Genomic DNA, 13,114 nt, shown 5'->3' with positions numbered 1-13,114 from the left:
ACCCGGCTGATTTGCCGGGTTTTTTATTTTCAGACCTTGTAAAACTCGCGGTACCAGTCAACGAAGTTCTTCACGCCGTCTTTAACCGAGGTTTGCGGTTTGAAACCGATCACGTCATAGAGCGCTTTCGTGTCGGCGCTGGTTTCCAGGACGTCGCCCGGCTGGAGTGGCAACATATTTTTCTCGGCTTTCTTACCTAGCGCCTCTTCCAGCGCGGTGATGTAGTCCATCAGTTCTACCGGCGAACTGTTACCGATGTTGTAAACGCGGTAAGGTGCTGAACTGGTTGCCGGTGAGCCAGTCTCGACGGTCCAGTTTGCGTCAGGATGGGGAATAACATCCTGCAGGCGGATAATTGCTTCAGCGATATCATCGATGTAGGTGAAATCGCGCTTCATCTTGCCGTAGTTATAGACATCGATGCTTTTGCCTTCAATCATCGCCTTAGTAAACTTAAACAGCGCCATGTCCGGGCGTCCCCACGGACCGTATACGGTAAAGAAGCGCAATCCGGTGGTCGGCAGGTTGTAGAGATGCGAATAGGTGTGCGACATCAGCTCATTGGCTTTTTTGGTCGCGGCATAGAGTGAAACCGGGTGATCTACGGAATCGGCAGTGGAGAAGGGCATCTTACGGTTGAGGCCATATACGGAGCTGGATGAGGCATACAGCAAATGCTGAACGTGGTTATGGCGGCAGCCTTCCAGCACGTTGAGGTGGCCAATAAGGTTGGCATCGGCGTACGCATGCGGGTTTTCCAGGGAGTAGCGTACGCCTGCCTGTGCGGCCAGGTGAATAACGCGATCGAACTTCTCGTCAGCGAAAAGCGCAGCCATACCTTCCCGGTCAGCTAATTCCATCTTGTGGAAGGTGAATCGCTCAGATTGTAGCCGTTCCAGACGTGCCAGCTTTAAATTAACATCGTAATAGTCGTTCAGGTTATCAATACCGACAACCTCATGACCGCCCTCAATGAGGCGTTTGCTGACATTCGAACCGATAAAACCCGCTGCACCCGTTACCAGAAATTTCATATCTTTCCTCAAATACCTAACGCTTACAGATGCGATAACGCATCACATAGTGACTATGATAGCGCGAAGGGGGCGAGTTACATAACGCATCTTTCCGATATAACTCATCGGATTCTTATAGAAAAATCCTCAGCAATATATACACTATGCAAACATAATAATTTTCCCCCTTTTTATCTGTTAGGGATTGTATGACGCAAAACAACAATAGTCCGGTCAGCCGAAGCAATGACCCTGAGCACATTGATTTACTTGCATTAATGCTACAGCTGTGGCGTGGGAAGTGGACGATAGCAATTTTTGTTTTTGTTTTTATTGCCATGGCGATAGGATATCTATCAGTCGCAAAGGAAAAGTGGACCTCACGGGCGATTATTGCACAACCAGATGCGGCCCAGATAGCGACTTATTCAAATGCATTGAACATCCTCTACGGCAGCGCTGCCCCTTCGATGCTGGACATTCAAACGCGCGCTATTGGACGTTTTAACTCTTCTTTCTCAGCGTTATCGCAGGCGCTGGACAATCAGGACGTGCCAGAAAAACTGACCATTGAGCCTGCTGTTAAAGGGGAAACGTTGCCATTAACCGTCTCCTATATCAGCACTTCTGCTGAAGCGGCTCAAAAGCAGTTAGCGCAGTACATTCAGCAAGTAGATGAACAGACGGCAAAAGAACTTGCCCTTGACCTCAAGGACAATATCAAGGAACAGATTAAATCCCTGAACGATTCTCTGGTAAGCCAGGAAAAGGTCGCTCAAGAGCAGAAAGAGCTGCGAATCAAACAGATTGCTGAGGCGCTGAAAAATGCTGAGGCGGCGAAAATTACCTCGCCGCGCATTCAGCAAACCCAGGATGTGACTCAGGAAACGATGTTTCTGCTGGGAAGCGACGGTCTGAAATCGATGATTGACAATGAAGCGTCACGCCCGCTGGTCTTTTCTGCTGCTTACTATCAGACCAGACAAAACTTGCTGGATATTCAAAATCTGAACGTAAACCCGGATACTATCCACGTCTACCGTTACGTTATGAAACCAAATCTGCCTGTACATCGTGACAGCCCCAAAAAACCAATCATTCTGACTCTTGCCGTGCTGCTGGGCTTGATGATGGGTTCTGTAGTGGTACTGGCGCGTAACGCATTACGCAACTATAAGCCAAAAGCCTGATTTGCAGATTAAAAAAAAACCGGGGAAATTCCCCGGTTTTTTTATTTATGACGCTTTCGAAGATTCTCAATCACCGTCGTCAAATCCAGCTCCTGATCCTGCAGCAGCACCAGCAGGTGATACATCAAATCCGACGCTTCATTCGTCAACTCTTCCCGGTCATGTACCGTCGCGGCCAGCGCCGTCTCAACGCCTTCTTCACCCACCTTCTGCGCAATACGCTTAGTCCCGCTGGCATAGAGCTTCGCGGTATAGGAGCTCTCAGGATCCGCGGATTTACGCTCCGCCAGGAGTTGCTCAAGCTGATACAGGAACAGCCACTGGTGACTCGCCTCGCCGAAGCAGCTGCTGGTGCCTTTATGGCAGGTTGGGCCGATTGGGTTCACCAGCACCAGCAGGGTGTCGTTATCGCAGTCTGGCGTCATGCTGACCACGTTCAGGAAGTGCCCCGAGGTTTCCCCTTTGGTCCACAGGCGCTGCTTCGTGCGCGAGAAAAACGTCACTTTGCCGCTGTCGATCGTTTTTGTCAGCGCGTCCTGGTTCATATACCCCAGCATCAGAACTTCGCCTGAGACGGCATGCTGTACAACCACCGGCAATAATCCGTCAGTTTTTTCCCAGTCCAGCTGCGCCTGTTGTTGCTCTGTTAACATACCCTGATCTCCACGCCCTGGTCGGCCAGGTACGTTTTTAACTCGCCAATATTGATAATCTGTTTGTGGAACACGGACGCGGCCAGCGCGCCGTCCACGTTCGCATCGCGGAAGGCTTCCAGGAAGTGTTCCATGGTGCCCGCGCCGCCGGAGGCAATCAGCGGAACGTGGCAGACCGCGCGAACTTTCTTCAGCTGCTCGAGATCGTAACCGTTACGCACGCCGTCCTGGTTCATCATGTTCAGCACAATCTCACCTGCGCCGCGCTTCTGCACTTCCTGCACCCAGTCGAGCGTTTCCCACTGCGTCACCCGCGTCCGGCTTTCATCGCCGGTATATTGGTTAACGTGATATTTGCCGGTCGCGGCGTCGAACCAGGTATCGATCCCTACCACTATGCACTGCACACCAAAGCGATCGGCCAGGCGGGTAATCAGTTCCGGCTCGGCCAGAGCAGGGGAGTTGATGGAAATCTTATCGGCGCCAAAAGAGAGAATTTTGGCGGCGTCATCAGCAGACTTAATCCCGCCCGCCACGCAGAACGGAATATCAATCACTTCCGCCACGCGCGCAACCCAGCTTTTATCGACCACGCGGCCATCGCTGGAGGCGGTGATATCATAGAAGACCAGTTCGTCAGCGCCTTCATCGGCATAGCGTTTTGCCAGCGGGACGATATCGCCAATGATCTCGTGGTTGCGGAACTGCACGCCTTTCACAACCTGACCATCGCGCACGTCAAGACAAGGAATTATCCGTTTTGCCAGCATTGAATCGCCTCCGTCACCGTAAATTTACCTTCCAGCAGGGCCCGGCCCACAATCACGCCCTGTACCCCCGTTCCGCGCAGCGCGGCGATATCGGCTAAGTCACCGATGCCGCCAGATGACTGGAATGCCACCTGCGGATAACGGGCGCAAACTTCTTCATATAAAGAAACGTTGGAACCCGCCAGCGTGCCGTCGCGCGAGATGTCCGTGCACAGCACGTGCTTCAGGCCCACAGGGAGATACGTCTCGACCAGCGCTTCCAGCGTTACGCCGGAATTTTCCTGCCAGCCGCTGACCGCCACCTGCTTATTACCCTGCTCGTCAATGCGCACGTCCAGCGCCAGTACCAGGGCGTCGGCGCCAAAGCGGCGGAACCAGCCTTTCACCGTCTCAGGATCTTTCACGGCGGTTGAACCGACCACCACGCGCGCCACGCCCGCATCCAGCAGAGCCGCCACGTCGTCTTCGGTGCGTACGCCGCCGCCTACCTGCACGGGCACGTCAACACCAGCAACCAGTTTTTTCAGCAGCGGGATCTGGCGCTTCGCCGGATCTTTCGCGCCCGTTAAATCCACCAGATGCAGCACCTGTGCACCCTGGGCGGCATAATCCTGCAGGCGCGGCAGCGGGTCCTTTCCGTAGTCGCGCTGTTGACCGTAATCGCCCTGATGAAGACGGACAACCGTGCCGTCGATTAAATCTAAAGCGGGAATAATCATCACATCTCCAGGAAGTTTTTCAGCAGCTGCGCGCCCGCGGCGCCAGAGCGTTCCGGGTGAAACTGCACGCCGAAGAAATTGTCTTTCTGCACCGCCGCGGTAAACGCCTCGCCGTAAGTGCACTGGGCGATGGTATTGACGTTCACCGGCATAGCGTAACTGTGCACGAAGTAAAAGTACGCGCCGTCTTCGATGCCGCGAAACAGCCGGTCACCCGCTTTGGCGTAAACGCGGTTCCAGCCCATATGCGGAAGAGGCAGGCCGTGGTCGGTCATTTTCGGTACGTCTTCGTCGATAATGCCCAGCAGGTCAACGCCGTTACTCTCTTCGCTGCGGCGGCCAAGAAGCTGCATGCCCAGGCAAATCCCCAGCACCGGCTGGGTACAGGCTTTGATCAAATCGACCAGATCGCGTTCGCGAATCTGGTCCATCGCCGCCTGTGCGGTGCCAACGCCCGGCAGGAAAAGCTTGTCAGCGCGCAATACAATGTCCGGATCGCGGCTCACCACCGGCTCATAGCCGTGGCGCGCGATGGCCGATTTCACGGAGTTGAGGTTGGCGCATCCGGTATCCAGAATCACCACGTTCATTACAGCACTCCTTTCGACGAGGGCAGGGCATCGCCTTCCACGCGGATCGCCTGGCGAAGCGTACGGCCAAAGGCTTTAAACAGGCTCTCCACGCGGTGGTGATCGTTTTTGCCTTTGGTTTTCAGGTGCAGCGTCAGTCCCATGGTGTAGGACAGGGAACGGAAGAAGTGCTCCACCATTTCGGTGCTGAGATCGCCGACGCGCTGGTAGGTGAAATCAGCTTTGTATTCCAGATGCGGACGACCCGAGATGTCCATGGCGCAGCGCGCCAGGCACTCGTCCATCGGCAGGACGAAGCCGAAACGGTTGATGCCGCGCTTGTCGCCGAGCGCCAGCTTCAGGGCTTCACCCAGCGCCAGGCCGGTATCTTCCACGGTGTGGTGATCGTCAATATAAAGGTCGCCTTTTACCGCGATCTCCATGCGGAAACCGCCGTGGGTGGCAATCTGGTCCAGCATGTGGTCAAAGAAACCGACGCCGGTGTGGATCTTGCTGCCGCCTTCACGGTCCAGCCATACCTTTACATCAATCTGCGTCTCTTTGGTGTTACGCTCAACGTGAGAATAGCGGTCGCGTTTTGTCAGTTGCTCGCCAATCTTTGCCCAGTTAAGGTCGTTACGATCGTAGCGCAGCCCCGCGATGCCCATGTTTTCCGCCAGCGTAATATCGGTGATGCGATCGCCGATGACGTAGCTGTTGGTTTTATCCAGCATATCTTCGGCCAGATAGCGCTCAACCAGCTTCACCTTTGGCTTACGGCAGTCGCACTCGTCGGCTGGCATGTGCGGGCAAATCAGCACTTCATCAAATACCACGCCCTGAGAGGTCAGCACCTGCATCATCAGGTTATGCGGGCCGTCAAAGTCCGCCTGCGGGAAACTGTCCGTACCCAGACCGTCCTGGTTGGTGATCATTACCAGCTTATAGCCCGCTTTCTGAAGCTTAAGCAGCACCGGGATGACGTCCGGTTCAAAAGCCAGCTTGTCGAAACGATCGACCTGGAAATCGGCTGGTGGCTCCGAAATAAGGGTGCCATCACGATCGATGAAAAGGATCTTCTGGGTCATACTTTCTCCGCTTTCAGGGCGTCAATGACGCGCTGGCTCTCTGCGCGGGTGCCTACGGTGATACGTAAACAGCCACTCAGGGAAGGTTGTTTATTCTGGTCTCGTAAGATAATGCCCTGATCCCATAAAGATTTAAATACGGCACTGGAGGCGGTGAAGCGCGCCAGGATGTAGTTGGTTTCCGAGTCGAACACCTGCTCGACGCAAGGGATGTCTTTCAGCGCGGTGACAAGGTACTGACGTTCCTCCAGGATCTGCGCCACGCGTTCGCGCATCGCGTTGATACCCTGAGGCGTCAGCGCCTGTGCCGCAATATCGGCAACCGGCGTTGAGAGCGGGTACGGGGCGATCACTTTCAGCAGCAGGTCGATGACCTCTTTATTCGCCAGCGTAAACCCGCAGCGCAGGCCCGCGAGGGCGAAGGCTTTTGACAACGTGCGCAGCACAACGAGATGCGGATACTCTTCCAGCCAGCCCGTCAGTGTCGCCTGCGGGCAGAACTCGATGTAGGCTTCGTCGGCCACTACCAGCGCTTTACCACGGGTCATCTCCAACAGGGTGCGGATATCCTGCGGGTTAATAATCTGCCCGGTTGGGTTATTTGGGCTGCAGACGAAGACGACCTTCACGCCGTCGAGATTGTCGGCAATGCCCTGTAAATCGAGCTGCCAGTTCTCCAGCGCCTGGACGTTGCGGCACGCCACGCCGAAGGTTTCGGCGCTGACGCTGTACATTCCGTACGTGGGCTGGCAGTACATCACCGCGTCTTTGCCCGGCTCGCAGAACGCGCGGATCAGCAGCTCAATGCCCTCATCCGCGCCGCGGCTGACCAGTACCTGCTCCGGCTTCACACCCGCGTACTGGGCGTAGTTTTCAATCACCGCTTTTGGCTGACACTCCGGATAGCGGTTCAGCGTTTGCTGCGACAGCTCAAACTGCACCGCAGTCGGGAATTCGTTGGCGTTCAGCCAGACGTCCCCGTTTCCGCCCAGACGACGCGCAGACTGGTAAGGCGTCAGGCGGCGGACATTTTCGCGGGCTAATTCTTCAATGTTCATGCTTGCTCCTTCAGGGCGGCAACGCGCAGCGTCACGGCGTTTTTGTGGGCGGTCAGACGCTCGGCGGCGGCCAGGGTTTCAATAGTAGAAGCCAGTGAAGCAAACCCCTCGCGGGACAGCTCCTGCACGGTCATGCGTTTCTGGAAATCCGCCAGGCCGAGGCTGGAACAGGTAGAGGTGTAGCCATACGTTGGCAGCACGTGGTTGGTGCCGGAGGCGTAATCCCCTGCGGACTCCGGTGACCAGTCGCCGAGGAACACCGAGCCCGCGCTGGTGATGCTGTCGACCAGATCGCGCGCGTTGCGGGTCTGAATAATCAGGTGCTCCGGGCCGTACTGGTTGGAGATGGCAATGCACTGCTCGAGATCGCGCGCCACAATCAGGCGGCTGGCCGCTAACGCCTGACGTGCCGTGTCGGCGCGGGGCAGGTCGGCAAGCTGGCGTTCAACGGCTTCGCCCACGCGTTTCGCCATATCGGCATCCGGCGTCAGCAGGATGACCTGCGAGTCCGGGCCGTGTTCCGCCTGTGAAAGCAGGTCGGAGGCCACGAAGTCCGGCGTTGCGCCGCTGTCGGCAATGACCAGCACTTCAGACGGACCGGCAGGCATATCGATGGCCGCGCCGTCGAGACGCTGGCTGACCTGGCGCTTGGCTTCGGTCACATACGCATTGCCCGGGCCAAATATTTTGTCGACTTTAGGAATGGACTCTGTCCCGAACGCCAGGGCGGAAATCGCCTGCGCGCCGCCCACTTTATAAACCGCCTGCACGCCGCAGAGTTTTGCCGCGTAGAGGATCTCATCGGCGATCGGTGGCGGAGAGCACAGCACTACTTTCTGGCATCCGGCGATACGCGCCGGCGTGGCGAGCATTAATACGGTCGAAAACAGCGGCGCTGAACCACCAGGGATATAAAGCCCCACTGACGCAACCGGGCGCGTCACCTGCTGGCAACGCACGCCGGGCAGGGTTTCGACATCCACGGTCTGCAGCTTCTGCGCGGTGTGGAAGGTATCAATGTTTTTCACCGCGACGGCCATCGCCTGCTTGATGTCGTCACCCAGACGATTACTGGCATCAATGATTTCCTGCTCCGTAACCTGCAATGCGCCGACTTCCGTCTTATCAAACTTTGTACTGTATTCACGCAGCGCGTCATCGCCGCGGGCTTTAACGTTATCCAGGATCTCCGCCACGGTGCGTGAGATGCTCTCAGAGGCGGAAATTGCCGGGCGCATCAGCAGCTCGCGCTGTTGCTCGTCGCTACAGGTATTCCAGTCGATGATTGTGTTAAAGCTCATGGCCATTACTCCATCATCTTCTCAATTGGCAGCACCAGGATGGAGCTTGCGCCCAGCGCCTTCAGTTTTTCCATGGTTTCCCAGAACAGGGTTTCGCTGCTCACCATGTGCATCGCCACGCGCTGCTGATCGCCCGCCAGCGGCAGGATGGTTGGGCGCTCAGCGCCCGGCAGCAGGGCAATCACTTCATCAAGACGCTCGGTTGGGGCGTGCATCATGATGTATTTGGACTCACGCGCCTGAATCACGCCCTGAATACGGGTCAGCAGCTTGTCGATCAGCTGCTGTTTGGCGTCGGCCATCTCGCCGTCGCGCTGAATCAGGCACGCTTTAGAGCGGTAGATGACTTCCACTTCGCGTAGCCCGTTCGCTTCCAGGGTGGCACCAGTGGAGACGAGGTCACAGATGGCGTCCGCCAGACCCGCACGCGGTGCCACTTCAACGGAGCCGTTAAGCAGGCAGGATTTAAACTGCACGCCTTTCTGGTCGAGATAACGCTTCAACAGGTGAGGGTAAGAGGTGGCGATACGTTTGCCGTTCAGCGCGGCCGGGCCGTCCCACGCTTCATCAACCGGCGTTGCCAGCGACAGGCGGCAGCCGCCGAAGTCCAGACGACGCAGGGTGAAGTAACGCGGGTCTTCACCCTGCGCGCGGCGGGTCAGCAGCTCTTCTTCCAGCACGTTTTCACCGATGATGCCGAGGTCAACGACGCCGTCCATCACAAGGCCGGGAATATCGTCATCACGCACGCGCAGAATGTCGATCGGCATGTTTTCAGCCAGAGCAATCAGGCGCTGGGTGTGCAGGTTGATTTTGATCCCGCAGCGGGCCAGCAGTTCGCGTGAATCGTCACTCAAACGGCCTGATTTTTGAATAGCTATGCGTAAACGTGAGTTATCTAACATTCTTTATTCCTCGTTAACCTGTTTTAACCTGTCTGAATTTGGTCCAAAAAAAAGCCCCCGGAAGAAGATCTTCCGGGGGCTTTTTCATGCGTTCATGCACCACTGGAAGATCCAAACGTCTTCCAGCACACATCGCCTGAAAGACTAGTCAGGATGATGGTGATGATGGTGGTGTTTAAATTGAACGCGTGTCATATAAATTCTCGATGAATGCTTATTCATTTGATGTCTTTTAACCTAAACCAGTTGTACGACATATTGCAAGGGCTTTTTTTGATCATTAATTCATTTCATATTGATGCTATGAATTGTGTGTTCTGCCGGGCTGGCGTAGCCTTATGAAAGACGAGTGAGAGTCAGGAGAATTCGCATGAAAAAGGTCGCGATTGTCGGTTTAGGATGGCTGGGAATGCCGCTGGCGATGTCATTAGCCGCGAAAGGCTGGCAGGTGACCGGGAGCAAGACCACCCGGGATGGGGTCGAAGCGGCACGCATGTGCGGTATTGATGGCGTTGAACTGCGTCTGGAGCCGGAGCTGGTGTGTGATGCGGACGATCTGGACACGCTGATGAACGTAGATGCGCTGGTGATTACGCTACCCGCACGGCGCAGTGGCCCGGGCGAATCATTCTACCTGCAGGCGATGCAGGAGATTGTCGACAGCGCGCTGGCGCATCACGTCCCGCGCATAATTTTTACCAGCTCGACGTCGGTTTATGGCGATGCTGAGGGCGTGGTGAAAGAGAGTTCCGAGCGCCGTCCCGTAACCGCGAGCGGTCAGGTCCTGAAAGAGCTGGAAGACTGGCTGCATAACCTTCCCGGCACGCAGGTCGATATCGTTCGTCTGGCGGGGCTGGTTGGCCCGGGGCGTCATCCGGGGCGCTTCTTTGCCGGTAAGACGGCACCAGACGGTCAACATGGCGTGAATCTTGTGCATCTTGAAGATGTTATTGGCGCGATTGAGCTACTCTTACAGGCTCCAAAAGGCGGACACATCTATAATATATGTGCACCGTCTCATCCGGCGCGCAGCACGTTTTACCCGCTCATGGCACGCCAGCTTGGGTTGGCTCCGCCGGTTTTTGGTGAGGCAAAGAACGAAAGTAAAGGCAAAATTGTTGATGGCAATCGCATTTGCCATGAGCTGGGGTTTGAGTATCAGTATCCCGATCCGCTGGTGATGCCCATGGAATAAACCCCGCAGCGGAGACAATCGCACACCAGAAGGGGGCGAGCATGAAACCGCTGCTGGATGTTCTTATTATTCTGGATGCACTGGAAAAAGAGGGGAGCTTTGCGGCTGCCTCGGCAAAGCTTTACAAAACCCCTTCGGCCCTGAGCTACACCGTTCAAAAACTGGAAAGCGATCTTAACATACAGATCCTCGATCGCTCCGGGCACCGCGCGCGGTTTACCCGCACCGGGCAGATGCTGCTGGAAAAAGGTCGTGACGTTCTTCATACCGTTCGCGAGCTGGAAAAGCAGGCCGTCAAGCTCCATCAGGGATGGGAGAATGAGCTGGTGATTGGCGTGGATGATACCTTTCCGTTTTCTCTGCTGACGCCGCTCATTGAAGCGTTTTACCAGCATCACAGCGTCACCCGGCTGATCTTCATCAACGGGGTGCTGGGCGGCTCCTGGGAGGCTTTAACCCAGGGCAGGGCGGACATCTTTGTCGGTGCCCTGCACGAGCCTCCCCAGTTGAGTGACTTTGGTTTTGCCCGCCTGGGCGTGCTGGAGCAGGTATTTGCCGTGGCGCCCCATCATCCGCTGGCTCAGGAGCCTGATCCTCTTAACCGCCGCGTTATTAAGGGGTACCGCGCAATAGTAGTCGGGGACAGCTCGCGCCCCGAATGTGCGGTTTCCTCGCAGCTGCTGGATGAGCAGGAGGCCATTACCGTTTTTGACTTTAAAACCAAGCTGGAGCTGCAAATTAGCGGTCTGGGCTGCGGCTATTTGCCGCGCTATCTGGCGCAGCGCTTTATTGATAGCGGTGCGCTTGTTGAAAAACAGGTGCTTGCGCAAAGCAGTAACGAATCGGTGTGGGTCGGCTGGAATGAACAAACCGCCGGGCTGGCCAGCGCCTGGTGGCGGGACGAAATTTTAGCAAATAGTGCTATCGCTGCAGTTTACTCTCAGGGGAGCGCCGAGAAATCAGCCAGTTAGAAAAAAGAAAATGACCCGGTGCGTTGCAAAGTATTGCCTTTTGTATCCGATGTGGGGCAAAATGCCGCCGCTGCAACCAAATGAATAATCGACGATATAAAAGGCGTCGGTTATTTTTTTTTGCATGTACGAAACGAAACTAAAAACCAAGAGGCCGGGCTTCGTACCGGATAGATATTTACTAAAATCCGACAGTTGTTGTCGCTGAGGAAGAAAGAAATGGGGCAATTTTTCGCTTACGTGGCGGTTATCACCGTAAAGGAGAATAACTATGTCGCATAACGCAACTCCAAACACCTCTCGCGTGGAATTACGTAAAACGCTTACGTTGATTCCGGTTGTTATGATGGGCCTTGCCTATATGCAACCGATGACGCTGTTCGATACATTCGGTATCGTATCGGGCCTCACTGACGGTCATGTGCCGACGGCTTACGGCTTTGCGCTGATTGCAATCCTCTTTACCGCGCTGAGCTACGGTAAACTGGTGCGTCGCTATCCGTCTGCAGGTTCCGCCTACACCTATGCCCAGAAATCCATCAGCCCGACGGTTGGCTTTATGGTGGGCTGGTCTTCGCTGCTCGACTACCTGTTCGCGCCGATGATCAACATTCTGCTGGCAAAAATCTATTTTGAAGCGCTGGTGCCATCGATTCCCTCGTGGATCTTCGTCGTGGCGCTGGTAGCCTTTATGACGGCCTTTAACCTGCGCAGCATCAAGTCCGTTGCCAACTTTAACTCCGTTATCGTTGTGCTTCAGGTTGTCCTGATTGCCGTGATTCTTGGCATGGTGATCTATGGCGTATTCCACGGCGAAGGCGCGGGCACCCTGGCGAGCAGCAAACCGTTCTGGTCTGGTGATGCGCATGTGATCCCGATGATTACCGGGGCGACGATTCTGTGCTTCTCCTTTACCGGTTTCGACGGGATTAGCAACCTGTCTGAGGAAACGAAGGATGCAGAGCGCGTGATCCCGCGTGCCATCTTCCTGACGGCGCTGATTGGCGGTCTGATCTTTATTTTCTCGACCTATTTCCTGCAGCTGTACTTCCCGGATATCTCGCGCTTCAAGGATCCGGATGCGTCTCAGCCGGAAATCATGCTCTATGTGGCGGGTAAAGCGTTCCAGGTCGGCGCGCTGATCTTCTCCACCATCACCGTACTGGCGTCCGGTATGGCCGCGCATGCAGGCGTTGCGCGTCTGATGTACGTAATGGGTCGTGATGGCGTATTCCCGAAAAGCTTCTTCGGCTACGTGCATCCAACCTGGCGTACCCCGGCGATGAACATTATCCTTGTCGGTGCGATCGCGCTTCTGGCGATTAACTTTGACCTGGTGATGGCAACGGCGCTGATTAACTTCGGTGCGCTGGTGGCGTTCACCTTTGTTAACCTGTCGGTTATCTCTCAGTTCTGGATCCGTGAAAAGCGTAACAAGACGCTGAAAGATCACTTCCAGTATCTGTTCCTGCCGATGTGCGGTGCCCTGACCGTGGGCGCGCTGTGGGTTAACCTGGAAGAGAGCTCGATGGTGCTTGGCCTGATTTGGGCAGGTATCGGTCTGGTGTACCTGGCCTGCGTTACGAAGAGCTTCCGTAACCCGGTTCCTCAGTACGAAGACGTTGCTTAAGTCTTAACGTCTCAAAAAAAAACCGGAGACCCTTGTCTCCGGTTTTTTT

15 protein-coding genes and 1 other annotated feature are annotated in these 13,114 nt (G+C 55.5%); of the genes, 5 read left to right on the top strand and 10 right to left on the bottom strand.

The genetic code is table 11. The features are described from left to right. Positions 1–29 precede the first annotated feature (29 nt). Positions 30–1,034 (bottom strand): NAD-dependent epimerase, encoded by a 1,005-nt coding sequence (locus tag OKF39_RS15540; RefSeq protein WP_047367916.1) that lies wholly within the window; start codon positions 1,032–1,034, stop codon positions 30–32. A gap of 191 nt (positions 1,035–1,225) precedes the next feature. Here OKF39_RS15540 and wzzB point away from each other — a divergent pair, with 191 nt between their 5' ends. Next, on the top strand, positions 1,226–2,206 hold the full coding sequence (wzzB, locus tag OKF39_RS15535) for an LPS O-antigen chain length determinant protein WzzB (RefSeq protein ID WP_047367915.1): 981 nt from the start codon (positions 1,226–1,228) through the stop codon (positions 2,204–2,206). Positions 2,207–2,247: 41 nt separating this feature from the next. Here wzzB and hisIE read toward each other — a convergent pair whose 3' ends face one another. The 9 genes from hisIE to hisL form a co-directional block, all read right to left on the bottom strand. Further along, positions 2,248–2,859, bottom strand: coding sequence for a bifunctional phosphoribosyl-AMP cyclohydrolase/phosphoribosyl-ATP diphosphatase HisIE (gene hisIE / locus OKF39_RS15530; RefSeq protein ID WP_479983118.1), 612 nt, complete (start codon positions 2,857–2,859; stop codon positions 2,248–2,250). Further along, positions 2,853–3,629: an imidazole glycerol phosphate synthase subunit HisF gene (gene hisF / locus OKF39_RS15525; protein WP_045260395.1), complete on the bottom strand. Its 777-nt coding sequence runs from the start codon at positions 3,627–3,629 to the stop codon at positions 2,853–2,855. Before hisF ends, hisIE begins: the two co-directional genes overlap by 7 nt. Continuing rightward, on the bottom strand, positions 3,611–4,348 hold the full coding sequence (hisA, locus tag OKF39_RS15520; RefSeq protein WP_063942195.1) for a 1-(5-phosphoribosyl)-5-[(5-phosphoribosylamino)methylideneamino]imidazole-4-carboxamide isomerase: 738 nt from the start codon (positions 4,346–4,348) through the stop codon (positions 3,611–3,613). The genes hisF and hisA overlap by 19 nt, the downstream gene beginning before the upstream one ends. Then, the gene (gene hisH / locus OKF39_RS15515) at positions 4,348–4,938 is read right to left on the bottom strand and encodes an imidazole glycerol phosphate synthase subunit HisH (RefSeq protein ID WP_028013765.1); all 591 of its coding nucleotides are present in this window, start codon (positions 4,936–4,938) and stop codon (positions 4,348–4,350) included. Before hisH ends, hisA begins: the two co-directional genes overlap by 1 nt. Further along, positions 4,938–6,005, bottom strand: a complete 1,068-nt coding sequence (gene hisB / locus OKF39_RS15510; RefSeq protein WP_028013764.1) for a bifunctional histidinol-phosphatase/imidazoleglycerol-phosphate dehydratase HisB — start codon at positions 6,003–6,005, stop codon at positions 4,938–4,940. The genes hisH and hisB overlap by 1 nt, the downstream gene beginning before the upstream one ends. Then, the gene (gene hisC / locus OKF39_RS15505; RefSeq protein ID WP_028013763.1) at positions 6,002–7,063 is read right to left on the bottom strand and encodes a histidinol-phosphate transaminase; all 1,062 of its coding nucleotides are present in this window, start codon (positions 7,061–7,063) and stop codon (positions 6,002–6,004) included. Before hisC ends, hisB begins: the two co-directional genes overlap by 4 nt. Next, complete coding sequence (hisD, locus tag OKF39_RS15500; RefSeq protein ID WP_479983117.1) at positions 7,060–8,364, bottom strand: histidinol dehydrogenase; 1,305 nt, start codon at positions 8,362–8,364, stop codon at positions 7,060–7,062. The genes hisC and hisD overlap by 4 nt, the downstream gene beginning before the upstream one ends. A gap of 5 nt (positions 8,365–8,369) precedes the next feature. After that, positions 8,370–9,269, bottom strand: a complete 900-nt coding sequence (gene hisG, locus OKF39_RS15495) for an ATP phosphoribosyltransferase (protein ID WP_000886595.1) — start codon at positions 9,267–9,269, stop codon at positions 8,370–8,372. Positions 9,270–9,314: 45 nt separating this feature from the next. Beyond that, positions 9,315–9,438 (bottom strand) — a sequence feature (His leader region). Beyond that, entirely contained in the window at positions 9,414–9,464 is a 51-nt protein-coding gene (gene hisL / locus OKF39_RS15490; RefSeq protein ID WP_001364200.1) for a his operon leader peptide, read from the bottom strand. Its footprint overlaps the feature before it by 25 nt. A gap of 175 nt (positions 9,465–9,639) precedes the next feature. Here hisL and OKF39_RS15485 point away from each other — a divergent pair, with 175 nt between their 5' ends. From OKF39_RS15485 to plaP, 4 genes are all read left to right on the top strand, one after another. Continuing rightward, entirely contained in the window at positions 9,640–10,464 is an 825-nt protein-coding gene (locus tag OKF39_RS15485; protein ID WP_028013761.1) for an SDR family oxidoreductase, read from the top strand. Between the two features lie 41 nt (positions 10,465–10,505). Then, positions 10,506–11,435: a LysR substrate-binding domain-containing protein gene (locus OKF39_RS15480; RefSeq protein ID WP_049137393.1), complete on the top strand. Its 930-nt coding sequence runs from the start codon at positions 10,506–10,508 to the stop codon at positions 11,433–11,435. A gap of 219 nt (positions 11,436–11,654) precedes the next feature. Next, on the top strand, positions 11,655–11,717 hold the full coding sequence (yoeI, locus tag OKF39_RS15475; protein WP_099458931.1) for a membrane protein YoeI: 63 nt from the start codon (positions 11,655–11,657) through the stop codon (positions 11,715–11,717). Then, on the top strand, positions 11,707–13,065 hold the full coding sequence (gene plaP / locus OKF39_RS15470) for a putrescine/proton symporter PlaP (RefSeq protein WP_028013759.1): 1,359 nt from the start codon (positions 11,707–11,709) through the stop codon (positions 13,063–13,065). Before yoeI ends, plaP begins: the two co-directional genes overlap by 11 nt. Positions 13,066–13,114: the final 49 nt, after the last annotated feature.

The organism is Enterobacter cloacae complex sp. HYC042_NIDB, from assembly GCF_056673315.1.
The sequence above is the reverse complement of the archived record's forward strand: the minus strand, read 5'-3'. Positions and strand labels throughout refer to the sequence as shown.